The organism is Pseudoflavonifractor sp. HNCC25GI2 (assembly GCF_058136395.1).
In genome coordinates this window covers 37,571-50,868 of sequence record NZ_JBYUOW010000010.1, presented here as the reverse complement: position 1 = coordinate 50,868, position 13,298 = coordinate 37,571, and the positions used below count along the sequence as shown (strand labels likewise).

General features: G+C 61.1%; 16 protein-coding genes. 3 read left to right on the top strand and 13 right to left on the bottom strand.

Going from position 1 to position 13,298, the window contains the following annotated elements; all coding sequences use genetic code 11:
* Nucleotides 1–21: 21 nt before the first annotated feature.
* The 6 genes from uvrA to AC3YUO_RS11330 are packed head-to-tail and all read right to left on the bottom strand — an operon-like array spanning nt 22 to nt 5,341.
* On the bottom strand, nt 22–2,874 hold the full coding sequence (gene uvrA / locus AC3YUO_RS11355) for an excinuclease ABC subunit UvrA (RefSeq protein ID WP_489963148.1): 2,853 nt from the start codon (nt 2,872–2,874) through the stop codon (nt 22–24).
* A gap of 31 nt (nt 2,875–2,905) precedes the next feature.
* Nucleotides 2,906–3,637 carry a hypothetical protein gene (locus AC3YUO_RS11350; RefSeq protein ID WP_489963147.1) on the bottom strand — a complete coding sequence of 244 codons (732 nt, stop codon included), beginning with the start codon at nt 3,635–3,637 and terminating at the stop codon, nt 2,906–2,908.
* A 33-nt stretch (nt 3,638–3,670) separates the two neighbouring features.
* Nucleotides 3,671–4,159 (bottom strand): Cys-tRNA(Pro) deacylase, encoded by a 489-nt coding sequence (ybaK, locus tag AC3YUO_RS11345; RefSeq protein WP_489963146.1) that lies wholly within the window; start codon nt 4,157–4,159, stop codon nt 3,671–3,673.
* Between the two features lie 5 nt (nt 4,160–4,164).
* Nucleotides 4,165–4,686: a transposase gene (locus AC3YUO_RS11340; protein WP_489963145.1), complete on the bottom strand. Its 522-nt coding sequence runs from the start codon at nt 4,684–4,686 to the stop codon at nt 4,165–4,167.
* On the bottom strand, nt 4,683–5,111 hold the full coding sequence (locus AC3YUO_RS11335) for a hypothetical protein (protein WP_489963144.1): 429 nt from the start codon (nt 5,109–5,111) through the stop codon (nt 4,683–4,685). The genes AC3YUO_RS11340 and AC3YUO_RS11335 overlap by 4 nt, the downstream gene beginning before the upstream one ends.
* Entirely contained in the window at nt 5,108–5,341 is a 234-nt protein-coding gene (locus tag AC3YUO_RS11330) for a helix-turn-helix domain-containing protein (protein WP_489963143.1), read from the bottom strand. The genes AC3YUO_RS11335 and AC3YUO_RS11330 overlap by 4 nt, the downstream gene beginning before the upstream one ends.
* 93 nt (nt 5,342–5,434) lie before the next feature.
* On the opposite strand from AC3YUO_RS11330, the gene AC3YUO_RS11325 reads away from it, so the two are divergent.
* Nucleotides 5,435–5,701, top strand: coding sequence for a hypothetical protein (locus tag AC3YUO_RS11325; protein ID WP_489963142.1), 267 nt, complete (start codon nt 5,435–5,437; stop codon nt 5,699–5,701).
* On the opposite strand, the gene AC3YUO_RS11320 is transcribed toward AC3YUO_RS11325, so the two are convergent.
* The 5 genes from AC3YUO_RS11320 to pyrE form a co-directional block, all read right to left on the bottom strand.
* Nucleotides 5,702–5,845 (bottom strand): UvrB/UvrC motif-containing protein, encoded by a 144-nt coding sequence (locus AC3YUO_RS11320; protein WP_489963141.1) that lies wholly within the window; start codon nt 5,843–5,845, stop codon nt 5,702–5,704.
* Between the two features lie 77 nt (nt 5,846–5,922).
* A complete protein-coding gene (gene uvrB / locus AC3YUO_RS11315; RefSeq protein ID WP_489963140.1) occupies nt 5,923–7,890 on the bottom strand; it encodes an excinuclease ABC subunit UvrB in 1,968 nt (655 codons plus the stop codon).
* Nucleotides 7,891–7,985: 95 nt separating this feature from the next.
* Nucleotides 7,986–8,711 carry a JAB domain-containing protein gene (locus AC3YUO_RS11310; RefSeq protein WP_489963139.1) on the bottom strand — a complete coding sequence of 242 codons (726 nt, stop codon included), beginning with the start codon at nt 8,709–8,711 and terminating at the stop codon, nt 7,986–7,988.
* A gap of 60 nt (nt 8,712–8,771) precedes the next feature.
* Complete coding sequence (locus AC3YUO_RS11305; RefSeq protein WP_489963138.1) at nt 8,772–8,936, bottom strand: hypothetical protein; 165 nt, start codon at nt 8,934–8,936, stop codon at nt 8,772–8,774.
* Nucleotides 8,937–8,943: 7 nt separating this feature from the next.
* Nucleotides 8,944–9,618: an orotate phosphoribosyltransferase gene (gene pyrE / locus AC3YUO_RS11300; protein ID WP_489963137.1), complete on the bottom strand. Its 675-nt coding sequence runs from the start codon at nt 9,616–9,618 to the stop codon at nt 8,944–8,946.
* A 217-nt stretch (nt 9,619–9,835) separates the two neighbouring features.
* On the opposite strand from pyrE, the gene AC3YUO_RS11295 reads away from it, so the two are divergent.
* The gene (locus AC3YUO_RS11295) at nt 9,836–11,014 is read left to right on the top strand and encodes a sensor histidine kinase (protein WP_489963136.1); all 1,179 of its coding nucleotides are present in this window, start codon (nt 9,836–9,838) and stop codon (nt 11,012–11,014) included.
* Nucleotides 11,007–11,711 (top strand): response regulator transcription factor, encoded by a 705-nt coding sequence (locus AC3YUO_RS11290; protein WP_489963135.1) that lies wholly within the window; start codon nt 11,007–11,009, stop codon nt 11,709–11,711. The genes AC3YUO_RS11295 and AC3YUO_RS11290 overlap by 8 nt, the downstream gene beginning before the upstream one ends.
* A 434-nt stretch (nt 11,712–12,145) precedes the next feature.
* On the opposite strand, the gene AC3YUO_RS11285 is transcribed toward AC3YUO_RS11290, so the two are convergent.
* Together AC3YUO_RS11285 and spoIIAB are read right to left on the bottom strand one after the other, a co-directional pair.
* Nucleotides 12,146–12,862: a sigma-70 family RNA polymerase sigma factor gene (locus AC3YUO_RS11285; RefSeq protein ID WP_489963134.1), complete on the bottom strand. Its 717-nt coding sequence runs from the start codon at nt 12,860–12,862 to the stop codon at nt 12,146–12,148.
* A complete protein-coding gene (gene spoIIAB / locus AC3YUO_RS11280; RefSeq protein ID WP_489963133.1) occupies nt 12,859–13,296 on the bottom strand; it encodes an anti-sigma F factor in 438 nt (145 codons plus the stop codon). Before spoIIAB ends, AC3YUO_RS11285 begins: the two co-directional genes overlap by 4 nt.
* Nucleotides 13,297–13,298: the final 2 nt, after the last annotated feature.

Here is a 13,298-nt window from a genome sequence, read left to right as displayed (position 1 = left end):
CTATCCCCCAGCGGGGTGCCATCAGGTGTTCTCGTGCAGCGTTTTTTCCGGATTCAGCATCCGCTTGAGGTACTGCCCCGTATAGCTTTCGGGGCAGGCAGCTACCTCCTCGGGGGTGCCGGTGCAGACAATGGTGCCGCCGCCGTCGCCGCCCTCGGGGCCCAGGTCGATGATGTGGTCGGCGGTCTTGATGACATCCAGGTTGTGCTCAATGACCAGCACGGTGTTGCCCCCATCCACCAGCTTCTGAAGCACCTCGATGAGCTTGTGCACATCGGCACTGTGAAGGCCGGTGGTGGGCTCGTCCAGGATATAGATGGTCTTGCCCGTGGAGCGCTTCGAAAGCTCGGTGGCCAGCTTCACCCGCTGGGCCTCGCCGCCGGACAGCTCCGTGGAGGGCTGACCCAGCTTCACATAGCCCAGCCCCACCTCCTCCAGGGTTTTCAGGCGGTTGTAGATCCGGGGCAGGTTCTCGAAGAAGGGCAGCGCCTCGTCCACCGTCATCTCCAGCACCTCATAGATGTTCTTGCCCTTGTAGCGTACTTCCAGGGTCTCCCGGTTGTAGCGCCGTCCCTTACACACCTCGCAGGGGACGTAGATGTCAGGCAGAAAGTGCATCTCGATCTTGATGAGGCCGTCGCCGGTACAGGCCTCGCACCGGCCGCCCCGGGTGTTGAAGGAGAACCGGCCCGGGCCGTAGCCCCGGCTCTTGGCGTCGGGGGTGGAGGCGAACAGGTCCCGGATGTCGTTGAAGAGCCCCGTATAGGTAGCGGGGTTACTCCGGGGCGTGCGGCCAATGGGGGACTGGTCGATGTTGATGACCTTGTCCAGGAATTCCTCTCCCTCGATGCGATCGTGCTTACCCGCCCGGACCTTCACCCGGTTCAGGTCGGCCCCCAGCTTTTTATAGAGGATCTCGTTGACCAGGGAAGACTTGCCGGAGCCGGACACACCAGTGACGCAGGTAAAAGTGCCCAGAGGGATGGATACGTCCACGCCCCGCAGGTTGTTCTCCGCGGCACCGAATACCTTTAGATAATTCCCGTTTCCTGTACGGCGGTGTTCCGGGACGGGGATTTTCTTCCGTCCGGCCAGGTAGTCGCCGGTGATGGATCCGGGGGTGTTCATGACCTCCTCCGGGGTACCGGCGGCCACAATCCGTCCGCCGTTGACCCCTGCGCCGGGGCCCACGTCGATGATATAGTCGGCCTCCCGCATGGTGTCCTCGTCATGTTCCACCACCAGCAGGGTGTTGCCCAGGTCCCGCAGCTCCTTCAGGGTGGCCAGCAGCTTGTCGTTGTCCCGCTGGTGCAGGCCGATGGAGGGCTCGTCCAGGATATACAGCACCCCCATAAGGGAGGATCCAATCTGGGTGGCCAGACGGATGCGCTGGCTCTCACCGCCGGAGAGGGTACCTGCCTCCCGGGAGAGGGTAAGGTACTGGAGGCCCACCGACTGGAGAAAGCCCAGTCGGGACTTAATCTCCTTCAGAATCTGGGCGGCAATCATGGTCTGAGTCTCGTTGAGCTGGAGGTTTTCCATAAACTCCAACGCCTCAGTGACGCTCTTGCGGCAGTAGGTGTCGATGTCCAGCCCGCCCACGGTGACCGCCAGGGACTCCTTTTTCAGTCTCCGGCCGTGGCAGGTGGGGCAGGGGCACTGGCTCATGCACTCCTCCAGCTCCCGCTTCACCCCGTCCGACTGGGTCTCCCGGTAGCGCCGCTCCAGGTTGTTGACGATGCCCTCGAAGGGCTGGTACAAGGTACCCTGGCCCCGGGGCTGGTCGTAGTGGAGGGTGAGCTTCTCCCCGTTGGTGCCGTAGAGGATGACGTCCATGACCTCCTTGGGCAGGTCCTTCACCGGGGTGTTCAGCTTGAACTTATACTTCTTGGCCAGAGCCTCAAAGTACATCCGGGCGATGCCGTCGGAGTTGATGTTGCCCCAGCCCGAGGCCGTGATAGCCCCCTCGATGATGGACAGGTTCTTATTGGGGATGATGAGGTCCGGGTCAATCTTCATCTGGGAGCCCAGGCCCATACAGGTGGGACAGGCGCCGAAGGGGTTGTTGAAGGAGAACATGCGGGGGGTGAGCTCCTCAATGGAGATGCCGCAGTCCTCACAGGCGTAGTTCTGGGAGAAGAGGATGTCCCGGTCCTCCCCCACGATGTTGATGACTACCAGTCCTCCCGCCAGGTTGGAGGCGATCTCCACGCTGTCGGTGAGCCGGCGGGCGATGTCCTCCCGGATGACCAGGCGGTCCACCACAATCTCAATGTTGTGCTTCTTGTTCTTGTCCAGCTTGATCTCCTCGGTGAGCTCGTACATGGAGCCGTCCGCCCGGCAGCGGACATAGCCGGACTTCCGGGCGTCCTCGAAGATCTTGGCGTGCTCGCCCTTCTTCCCCCGAATGACCGGGGCCATGACCTGGATACGGGTGGCCTCGGGCAGGGCCATCACCTGGTCGATGATCTGGTCGATGGTCTGCTGCTTGATCTCCTTGCCGCAGATGGGGCAGTGGGGGGTACCTACCCGGGCCCACAGCAGACGGAGGTAGTCGTAGATCTCGGTGACGGTGCCCACGGTGGACCGGGGGTTTTTGCTGGTGGTCTTCTGGTCGATGGAGATGGCGGGGCTTAAGCCGTCAATGTAGTCCACGTCGGGCTTCTCCATCTGGCCCAGGAACATGCGGGCGTAGGAGCTGAGGGACTCCACATACCGGCGCTGCCCCTCGGCGTAAATGGTGTCAAAGGCCAGAGAGGACTTGCCCGAGCCGGACAGGCCGGTGAGCACCACCAGCTTGTCCCGTGGAATGGACACGTCCACATTTTTCAGGTTGTTCACACGGGCGCCTTTGACGGTAATGTGTGTGTGCATGATGGTTCTCCTTTGGAAAAATCAGGCGGTCTTAAAAGGTGACCGCGCCTATGATATAGAGCACCAGGGCCATTCCGGAAAACAGCCCCCAGGAGAGCTTCCGGGTGAACAGCTCCCACTCAGAGGGCTCCGCCAGCTCCGGGTTCTGGATATACCAGCCCAAGCGCCGCCGGAACAGCTTGTCGGCATAGAGGATGAGGGGAACGGTGATCAGTGAGAGGAGAAGCCCAAGAGCATAGGGCTGCCACTGTCCCCGGTGGTGCAGATCGGGCTCCAGCACCAGCTGGATGAGGAAGGAGGCAGAGGGATCCCGAGGCAGCAGCTTCTTCTCCCCGCTCACTGTAACGCCCAACTCAATCCGGGGCATGCCCGTCTCGTCCTCCAGGTAGGGAAAGTTCTCCTGCAGCAGCCAGCCGCCCCGGAAAAGGACCTCCTCCCCCAGGCGCACCTCGCCGCCGGTGAGCGAGTCATCCGGCGCCGCCGACTGGTCCAGCACCACGGTATAGGGGCCCCGGGCCTGGCCGTCCACAAGGTAGGTGACCGCCCCGTCCTCTGAGACCTGAAACTCCACCCGCTGCCCCCGGGCCTTGCCGGAGTAAATCACGGTCTCTCCCTCCGTGTGCCGCAGGAGCAGCGCGTCACAGTACTCTACCCCCGGCATCCGGGAGAGAATCAGGTAGAGGACGAGAAAGAACACCGCCATCCCCGGCAAAGCCAGGAGCAGTGCCTTCTCCAAAAAACTTCGCTGGCTCCAGTTCCGCATACAATCGCTCCTCTCAGAAGGCGTGAGGGGGTGTCAGCTCTCTGTGGTCAGGTCGGCGGTGGAGGCCCCTACCAGCGCGATGAGATCGGCAGGGGCAAGCTGCACCTGATAGCCAATCTTCCCGGCAGAGACCATAATGGTGTCCACAATCTCCGCCGTCTCATGGAAGACAGTGGGGTACTGCTTTTTCATACCAATGGGCGAGCAGCCCCCGTGGACGTAGCCTGTGAGGGGGAGCAGCTCCTTCTGATGGATCATGGCGATGGACTTCTCTCCCACGGCCCTGGCCGCCTTTTTCAGATCCAGGCTGTCCGCCACCGGAATATCAAAGACATAGAGACCGCCGGAGGCCCCCCGGGCCACCAGGGTCTTGAACACGCACTCCGGGTCCTGGCCCAGGTTTTTAGCCACCGTCACTCCGTCTATCCCGCTGTCCGGGTCGTAGGTGTGGGGGGTGTAGGGGATGCCCTTCTGGTCCAGAACACGCATGACGTTGGTCTTTTCTTCCTTCTGCTTTGCCATGGTTATCATTCCTCGGTTTCTGTAAAATAACAGTCCTCCCGCCATTTGGCGGGGTTGGTATCGATGTAGCTCCAGATGCGGAGATAGTCCGCGTCATTTCGGACGACGTGGTCGTGGTAGCCCTTTTGCCAGATGGGATGGCCCGCCGCTTTGGCCGCCGCACCCTTGAATTGGTTTATCGCTTGGGCGATCGTAGGGGCGGCCTGCGGCCGCCCGTCCCCGGTCTGGGATATTCGTAGGAGCAAATGAACATGATTTGACATAATCACGTACTTTTCTACTGTAAGCACAGGATATGTATGATGCAAACGCGCAATCTCCCGTTCCACAACGAAACCAAGCCGCGACAACGGCGGGCGGCCACAGGCCGCCCCTACGGATGAGCCGGAAGGCTCACGTTCCCACAACAAGCGCCGTCGTCCCTGGGTGCAAATCGTAATGAAATAGCACCCCGGCTGGCTGTAATCGTAATCCGGCAGGCGGTTCGCCTTTCGCCTGGGCAGGTCCATCCCGGTATCCTCCTTCATTCCCGCAGGAGGGCCGCCAGTTCCGTTCCAAAGGGCTCCAGGGCGGTCTGGTCTGCCAAAAATTCAAACTGAAGGCTTTGGACGCCGTGCAGGCCGAAGAGGGTCCCGCCCACCCGGATATGGCCCAGGCGGTCGGCGGCAGAGAAGGTAAGGGTGCTTCCATAGCCCATATCCCGCAACTCCGCCCGCTCCCGCTGAAAGCGGTACAGCTCCTCTACCTCCCGGTCAAAGGCGCGAAGGACAGAAATGTCACACTCCCACTCCCCTGTCCCGGAAAAGCCGTCGGAGCACACGGACAGCTGAAAGGTGGTGTTATAGGGATTTCCCGCCCGGGCGTCCTCCGGGCTGTGAAAAAAGGAGGAAATTTTTACATAATTCCCGTCCTGGAAACAGGAGGCGGCCATGGGCTCTTCCTCCCGGCTCACCGGTTAATCTCCCGGTTGTCCGTCCGGCCCAGGAGATAATCCACCGAGACGTGAAAATAGTCCCCCAGGAACATCAGCGTTGTGGCGGTCACATTCGTTTTCCCGTACTCCAGACGCTGATAATTCCGTTCTGTAATGCACAACAAATCACCCATTTGACGCTGGGTCAGCTTTTGTTCTTTTCTCAACAGGCGGAGCCGTTCCCCAAAGACAGACAGCTCTAATTCCATTTTCTCTCTCCCCTCTCTTGACACGTCATATTATAACATGTTATATTATGACGTGTATTAAGGATACCTTTCTGGGAAAGGAGCATACAATACATGAATGACTTTTACTTCTGGCTCTATGAGCACTATGCAGCCCCGCAATTCCAGGCCAGCGAGGCGGAGTTTCCCCTCTTTTACCAGGAGCAGAAGCGGGAATGGCAGGAGGCTGCCCGGACGCTGCCCAACCGGGAGCGGCTCCTCTCCGCCGACTTGCAGAACAGTCTGGCCTGCTGCTGGGGTGCCGCAGCCTTTTCCTACGGTGTCCATGTGGGTCAGATGCTGAGCAGCGGCTTCCCCGAAGATCTCCACGAGCTTCGCTGATTACTTCCCTCTCAGCTCGATAATCTGGTCTCTCAATGCCGCGGCCAGCTCGAACTCCAGCATCTTGGCCGCTGCCCCACGGACACAGTCCGTGGGGGCCCCTTTTTTACAATCCTCGGCGGAAGTGAATTCCGCCTCCGGCAATGGTTTTGCTCCGCAAAACCATTGTACGCGCCACTCGGCGCGCCCGCGCTGTGCGCGGGTGGAAAGAGGCGGCCTGCTTACTTCCCTCTCAGCTCGATAATCTGGTCTCTCAATGCCGCGGCCAGCTCGAACTCCAGCATCTTGGCCGCCTCTTTCATCTCCTTCTCCAGCTTGGCAATGCGCTCGGCCTTCTGCTGCTTGGTGAGGCTCTTCACCTCGCCCTTCCGCTCGGCCTCGCTGCTCTCGGACACGCCGATTTCCAGCAGGTCCCGCACCGACTTGATAACGGTCTTGGGCACGATGCCGTGGGCCTTGTTGAAGGCGTCCTGCTTCTGGCGGCGGCGCTCGGTCTCGTCAATGGCCCGGCGCATAGAGGGTGTGATAGTGTCGGCGTACATGACCACCATGCCGTCGGCATTTCGGGCGGCACGGCCGATGGTCTGGATGAGGGAGGTCTCGGACCGGAGGAAGCCCTCCTTGTCCGCATCCAGGATGGCCACCAGGGAGACCTCGGGCAGGTCCAGGCCCTCACGCAGCAGGTTGATACCCACCAGCACGTCGAAGGTACCCAGGCGGAGGTCCCGGATGATCTCCATGCGCTCCATGGTATCGATGTCGTGGTGCATATAGCGCACCTTGATGCCCGCCCCCTGGAGGTAGGCGGTGAGGTCCTCGGCCATCTTCTTGGTGAGGGTGGTGACCAGCACCCGCTCGGAGCGGGCGGTGCGGTCGTTGATCTCCCCGATGAGGTCGTCGATCTGGCCCTCCACCGGCCGGACCTCGATTTTGGGGTCCAGCAGGCCGGTGGGCCGGATGACCTGCTCCACAATCTGGCCCGACCGGGTGCGCTCATACTCGCCCGGGGTGGCGGAGACGTAGACCACCTGGTTTACTCTCCGTTCAAACTCATCAAATTTCAACGGACGGTTGTCAAAGGCGCAGGGCAGGCGGAAGCCGTAGTCCACCAGGGAGGTTTTTCTCGCCCGGTCGCCATTATACATGGCCCGCACCTGGGGCAGGGTGACGTGGCTCTCGTCGATGAACAGGACAAAGTCCTTAGGGAAGTAGTCCAGCAGGGTGTGGGGGGGCGAGCCCACCGGCCGCCCCTCGATGACCCGGGAGTAGTTCTCAATGCCGGAGCAGTAGCCCAGCTCCTGCATCATCTCAATGTCGTACATGGTGCGCTGCTTGATGCGCTGGGCCTCAATGAGCTTGTTTTCCCCCTCAAAGAAGGCCACCCGCTCCTCCAGCTCCTTGTAGATCTCCTGGATGGCGGCGTCCATCTTCTCCTTGGGGGTGACATAGTGGGTGGCGGGCCAGATGGGAATGTTGGTCAGGCGGCGGATGGGGGTGCCGGTGACCACGTTAATCTCGCTGATACGGTCGATCTCGTCCCCGAAGAACTCCACCCGGATGGCCGTGTCCTTCCAGTAGGCGGGCCATACCTCCACCGTGTCCCCCCGGACCCGGAACATGTTGCGCTCAAAGGCGATGTCGTTGCGCTCGTAGCGGATGTCCACCAGTTTTTTCAGCAGCTCGTCCCGCTCCAGCTGGGCGCCCACCCGCAGGGAGACCATCATCTTCTCAAAGTCCTCCGGCTCGCCCAGGCCGTAGATGCAGGACACGGAGGAGACCACAATCACGTCCCGCCGCTCCAGCAGCGAGGCGGTGGCGGAGAGGCGCAGGCGGTCGATCTCCTCGTTGATGGCCGAATCCTTTTCAATGAAGGTATCCGTGTGGGGGATATAGGCCTCGGGCTGGTAGTAGTCGTAGTAGGAGACAAAGTACTCCACTGCGTTGTTGGGAAAAAACTCTTTGAACTCGGCGCACAGCTGGGCGGCCAGGGTCTTGTTGTGGGCCAGCACCAGGGTGGGGCGCTGTACCTTTTCAATGATCTTGGCCATGGTGAAGGTCTTGCCTGAGCCGGTGACGCCCAGCAGGGTCTGCTCGTCCAGCCCCATCTCAATGCCTTTGGACAGGGCCTCAATGGCCTCCGGCTGGTCGCCGGCGGGCTTATATTCCGATACCACTTCAAACTTCGGCACAGGCACACCTCCTTGTCTTGCGCAGACGTACACTGTTCCCCAGTGTAGCAGAACAAACGTTCCGATTCAAGAGAAAATCCTACAATTTAACGCCATCAAAATGTCCCGCCCATCAGCTGATACACCGGACGGCGGCCGTTTCGCTCCGACTGGTTCAGGGACACCGCATCCCCGTCCACAAACACCAGGTGGTCAATGAGATTGAGCCCAACCGGGGCCAGGGCGGCCCGGATGGTATCCGTGGCCTGCCAGTCCGCTGCCGAGGGGAAGGCCAGGTTGTTCACGTGGTTGTGGGCCAGGTAAATGGCCGCCGCCCGCAGGCCCATGGCCTCCTCCACAATGCGGCGGATGTTGATGTCCGAGGCGTAGATGCTGCCCTCGGACACCTTTCGGATGCCCAGCAGCTTGCACTTCCCGTCCAGGCACAGGATATACACCATCTCGTTCCGGGCGCCGAAAAAATAGGGCTCCAGCAGGGCGGCGGCCTCCCGGGGTGTCTGCACCAGTTCGCCCAGGTCGCTGCGCTGCTCCCGGTACCGGGCGCCCACGGCCGGAATGAGCTGGAGCAGAAGCGACGTGTGCTCCCCCACGCCGGGTACCTTCCGCAGCTCGTCCTCCGAGGCGTCCAGCACCCCTGCCAGGGAGCCAAAGCGGTCGATGAGGTCATGGGCCAGGCCGTTCACATCCCCCTGGGGGATGGCGTAAAACAGCAGCAGCTCCAGCACCCGGTGGTCCGGCCAGCCCTCCAGACCCCGGGCGCGAAACTCGTCCTTGACCCGCTGCCGGTGTCCGCTGTGGAGATGTTTGGGCTTTTCCGCCATAGGCGTTCTCCTTTCCCAAAGCGTGCACAGCCCTATCCGGACCTCGCGGAACCGTTGGCTTTAGTGCAAGCCGATTAGTGTAAACACGATGACCCCAAACGCCAGACAGGACAGACGCATGTAGGTCGCGCTCCTGTCCTCATCCTGGTCACGAATCGCCTTCACCAGGAAGTAGGGAAACAGCAGGGCCAGCAGAATGCTCACAAGACCGAAAACCGTCTCCACCCCGGTCTCACTTTCTGGCTCCGTACTCGGCCAGATAGGCTTCCATCTTGGCCTTCATGTCGTCGTCAATGTAGACCTTGCCGTCCACGGGGTTGTTGTGGAGGAAGGAAATGACCTCCCGCACGGTGACGATGGGGTAGACGGCGATGCCGTAGTCCTCCCGCAGCTCGTCCAGAGTGGAGCACTCCCGGGTGCCCCGCTCCATGCGGTCCACGGAGACAATGAGGGCCTTCATATTCACCTTGGCCACATGCTTGAAGAGTTCGATGGTCTCCCGCACGGCGGTACCGGCGGTGACCACGTCCTCCACGATGACCACATCATCCCCGTCCTGAGGCTTGTAGCCCACCATGGAGCCGCCCTCGCCGTGGTCCTTGGCCTCCTTGCGGTTGAAGCAGTAGGGCAGGTCCCGGTCATAGGTGCGGTACAGGGAGGCGGCGGCGGACACGGCCAGGGGGATACCCTTGTAAGCCGGGCCAAAGAGGCAGGTCACACCGTCAGGCAGGTGCTCCTGAATGCAGGCGGCGTAGTAGTCACCCAGCTTGGCCGCCTGGGCCCCGGTCTTATAGTTGCCCGTATTCACAAAGTAGGGCGTCTTGCGGCCCGACTTGGTCACGAAATCCCCGAAGGTCAGCACGCCGGAGCGCACCATAAAGGTGATAAATTCCTCTTTATAAGTCATGTTATGAAACCCCTTTTCTCCAGTTTATCCGGCAAAATCCGGAAATCGTATTATTATATCATTTTTTCCCCTTTCACACAAGAAATCCCCCTTATATTTTCCTGAAATTCCTCCGCCGGTCCCGCTCTTTACGACAAACGGAAAAATTGTTATAATAATGTCGATTGCATATCCGCTCCATTCCCAGCGGACATTCCTACATTCAGGAGGTGAGCCTGTGTCACTCTCCCAGCGGCTTTCCGCCCTTTATCGGTGGGGTTATCGCCAGATGCACCGCATTCCTTCTCTTCCCCGGAACATTCTGGTCACCGCGCTCTTTCTCTGTGCGGCCTACCTGGCCAGCAGCATTCTCATCACCCACACCGGCGGCGAGAATAACTCCGCCCTGGTCTTCGTGCTGGCGGTGGTGCTCATCTCCCTGCTGACCACCGGCTATTTTTATGGAATTCTGGCCTCCATTGTAGGGGCGTTCTGTACCAACTTCTTTTTCATGTTCCCCTACGCCGCTTTCTCCCTCAGCCACGCCGGCTATCCGGTGGCCATGCTGTCCATGGTGGCCATCTCCTGCGTGGTGTGCGCCCTCACCTCCCGGGTGAAGCTCCAGGCCGCTGAGGCGGTGCGCCGGGAGCGGAAGGCCAAAGCCCTCTATGAGCTCAATGAGCGGCTCAACGAGGAAAAAACCGCCATTCAGCTCCAGTCCGCACGGGAGACCATCCGGGGCAACATTCTCCGGGCGGTATCTCACGACCTTCGCACGCCCTTGACCTCCATCTCCGGCGCTGCCTCTGTTCTGCTGTCCAGCGGTGAGATTTCCGAGAAAAACACCGCCATGCTCCGTGACATCAAGGAGGACGCCGACGCTCTCATTGTCATGGTAGAGAACCTGCTCTCTATCACCCGGATTCAGGATGGCACCATGCCATTGAAAAAGCGGGAGGAGATGCTGGAGGAGGTCGCCGGTGACGCCGTACTCACCACCCGCCGGCGCTTTCCTGACTGCAAGGTAGAGCTGGATCTTTCCGAGGATATTCTGTACCTGCCCATGGAGCCCATGCTCATCAAACAGGTGATGGTCAACCTGCTGGAAAACGCCGTGCGCCATTCCGGCGACCAGGAGCACATCACCCTCCATCTGTTCCGCCAGGACAACTGGGCAGTGGTGGAGGTACGGGACCGTGGCAAAGGTCTTTCGCCGGAGATCTGTCAGACCGTTCAGTCCGGCCGTCCTCTCTCCCGCGACCTGTCCGGGGACTCCACCCGGGGGATGGGCATCGGCCTCTCCGTGTGTCAGAGCATCATCAAGGCCCATGACGGCTTCTTTGCCGCGGGCAACAATCCCGAGGGCGGGGCGGTTTTCCGCTTCGGCCTTCCCATGGAGGATTTTCCAGATGAGTGAAAAACGCACCATTCTTGTCATTGAAGACGAACACGCCATCAGCAACTTTATCTGCCGGGCCCTGAGCGCCAGCGACTACAAGCCCCTGGCCGCCGCCAGCGGCAAGGAGGGCCTGTCCCTCTTCTTCTCCCACGGCCCCGACCTGGTCCTGCTGGACCTGGGTCTGCCCGACATCGATGGTCTGGAGGTACTCTCCCAGCTGCGCGGGCTGCCCCGGGAGGTCCCCGTCATCATCATCTCCGCCCGGGACCGGGAGTCGGAGAAGGTGAAGGCCCTGGACATGGGGGCGGACGACTACGTGGTCAAGCCCTTCGGCGTATCCGAGCTGCTGGCCCGCATCCGCACCACTTTGCGCCGGGCCGACCGGATGAAGGTCAACCAGGGTATTCAGCGGGACGTGTACCAGGTGAAGGATCTCACCGTGGACATTGCCAAGCACCAGGTACTCCAGGGCGGCGAGGAGATCCACTTCACCCAGAACGAGTTCAAGATTCTGGAGCTGCTGGCCATCCATGCCGGCAAGGTACTTACCTATGACTTCATTCTGGAGCACGTCTGGGGTCCCTACGGGGGGAGCAGCAACCAAATTCTCCGGGTGAACATGGCCAACATCCGCCGCAAGCTGAAGGAAAATCCCTCCGCGCCCAAATACATCTACACTGAGCTGGGTATCGGCTACCGCATGCTGGAAGATTAATCCTGTGGAAAACCATGTGGAAAACGGGGGAAAACTCGGTGTTTTCCACGAAACGCCCCCTGGAGCAGGCTCTGCTCCAGGGGGCGTTTGATGTTTACTGAGAAGAAGTGGCTGTTAAACGAGCCTTCCATCCTTTGCACAATTTTAACATGATGTTTGTTCCCATTAACAGCGTTTTAATTTTCCTTTTGCTATAATAAAGCCGAAATCAAGTTCTTGTGTCTTTGCGGCCGCGGCTTCCGCCGCGTCCGCCCGGGCCCTTCGGAGGGCCCCATTCTTGCCTTGCAGTCCCCGGGACAGTCGGCCTCCCTCACCATGTCCGGCTGTCCTTCTCCGCAGCCGAGCACCGGTTGTTCTCTCTCTCCTAGCAACCGGACCCGTTGTGGAACACGATGGCAGCCCCCCTTCCGCCAAAGGGGGGCTGCCTTTTTCTGCTATGGGGCCAGTTCCTGCCGCAGCCGCTCCAGCGCCCGGCGCTCCAGGCGGGACACCTGGACCTGGGAGACCCCCACCACCCGCGCCGTCTGCACCTGGGTCATGCCCCGGTAATAGCGCAGCAGCAGCACCTGCTGCTCCCGCTCCGGCAGGGCCGCCAGCGCGGCGCGCAGGGTCATCTGCTCCACCAGCCGCTCCTCCTCGCTGCCCGCGGTGAGCATCCCCTCCAGGGTAAGGCCATTCTCTCCCGTCTCCGCCTGGAGGGAAATGACCGGCTCCACCGCCGTCTCGGCGGCGGCAATCTCTTCGGGAGTGAGCCCCGTCTCCTCCGCCAGCTCGGACAGGCTGGGCTCCCGCCCCAGCTGGGCACACAGGCGGGTCCGGGCACCCCGGACGCTGACGCCCCGCTCCTTCAGTCCCCGGCTCACCTTCACCGGCCCGTCGTCCCGGAGGAAGCGGCGGATCTCTCCGGCGATCTTGGGCACCGCGTAGGTGGAAAACTGGGTGCCGTACTGGGGATCAAACCCCTGCACCGCCTTGAGAAAGCCCATACACCCCAGCTGATACAGGTCATCCGGCTCCACGCCCCGTCCGTAGTAGCGGCGCACCACACTCCAGATCAGGCCGTTGTTCTCCTCCAGCACCTGCTCACAGGCCCGGCTGTCCCCCTCCCGGGCCGCCTGGAGGAGTTCTGCGGCGGACAATGTGCCGCTCACCGCCCTGCCCGGCGGGCAATTTTCCGCCGCATGGTCACCGTGGTCCCCTTTCCGGGGACGGAGCGCACCTTCAGCGTGTCCATAAAGCTCTCCATAATGGTAAAGCCCATGCCCGCCCGCTCCTGAGTTCCGGTGGTGAACAGGGGCTCCCGGGCTTTTTCCACGTCCTCAATGCCCACGCCCCAGTCCTTCACCACAATCTCCAGGGCGTGGTCCTCCAGCAGCGCCAGGCGCATGACGATCTTTCCGATGCGGTCAGGGTAGGCATGGACGATGGCGTTGGTTACCGCCTCGCTGACGGCGGTTTTCACGTCGTTGACCTCCTCCAGGGTGGGATCCAGCTGGGCCGCAAAGCAGGCTGCCGCCGCCCGGGCAAAGCTCTCGTTGGCGGAGCGGCTGGGAAACTCCAGCGACACATAGTTTTCTTTTTTCATTA

What these genes read in the sequence shown, in the direction of transcription:
- AC3YUO_RS11350 (WP_489963147.1), bottom strand. Translation starts at nt 3,637, where the DNA reads ATGCGGAACTGGAGCCAGCGAAGTTTTTTGGAGAAGGCACTGCTCCTG.
- spoIIAB (WP_489963133.1), bottom strand. Translation starts at nt 13,296, where the DNA reads ATGAAAAAAGAAAACTATGTGTCGCTGGAGTTTCCCAGCCGCTCCGCC.
- AC3YUO_RS11310 (WP_489963139.1), bottom strand. Translation starts at nt 8,711, where the DNA reads ATGGCGGAAAAGCCCAAACATCTCCACAGCGGACACCGGCAGCGGGTC.
- AC3YUO_RS11290 (WP_489963135.1), top strand. Translation starts at nt 11,007, where the DNA reads ATGAGTGAAAAACGCACCATTCTTGTCATTGAAGACGAACACGCCATC.
- ybaK (WP_489963146.1), bottom strand. Translation starts at nt 4,159, where the DNA reads ATGGCAAAGCAGAAGGAAGAAAAGACCAACGTCATGCGTGTTCTGGAC.
- pyrE (WP_489963137.1), bottom strand. Translation starts at nt 9,618, where the DNA reads ATGACTTATAAAGAGGAATTTATCACCTTTATGGTGCGCTCCGGCGTG.
- AC3YUO_RS11340 (WP_489963145.1), bottom strand. Translation starts at nt 4,686, where the DNA reads ATGAAGGAGGATACCGGGATGGACCTGCCCAGGCGAAAGGCGAACCGC.
- AC3YUO_RS11325 (WP_489963142.1), top strand. Translation starts at nt 5,435, where the DNA reads ATGAATGACTTTTACTTCTGGCTCTATGAGCACTATGCAGCCCCGCAA.
- AC3YUO_RS11330 (WP_489963143.1), bottom strand. Translation starts at nt 5,341, where the DNA reads ATGGAATTAGAGCTGTCTGTCTTTGGGGAACGGCTCCGCCTGTTGAGA.
- uvrA (WP_489963148.1), bottom strand. Translation starts at nt 2,874, where the DNA reads ATGCACACACACATTACCGTCAAAGGCGCCCGTGTGAACAACCTGAAA.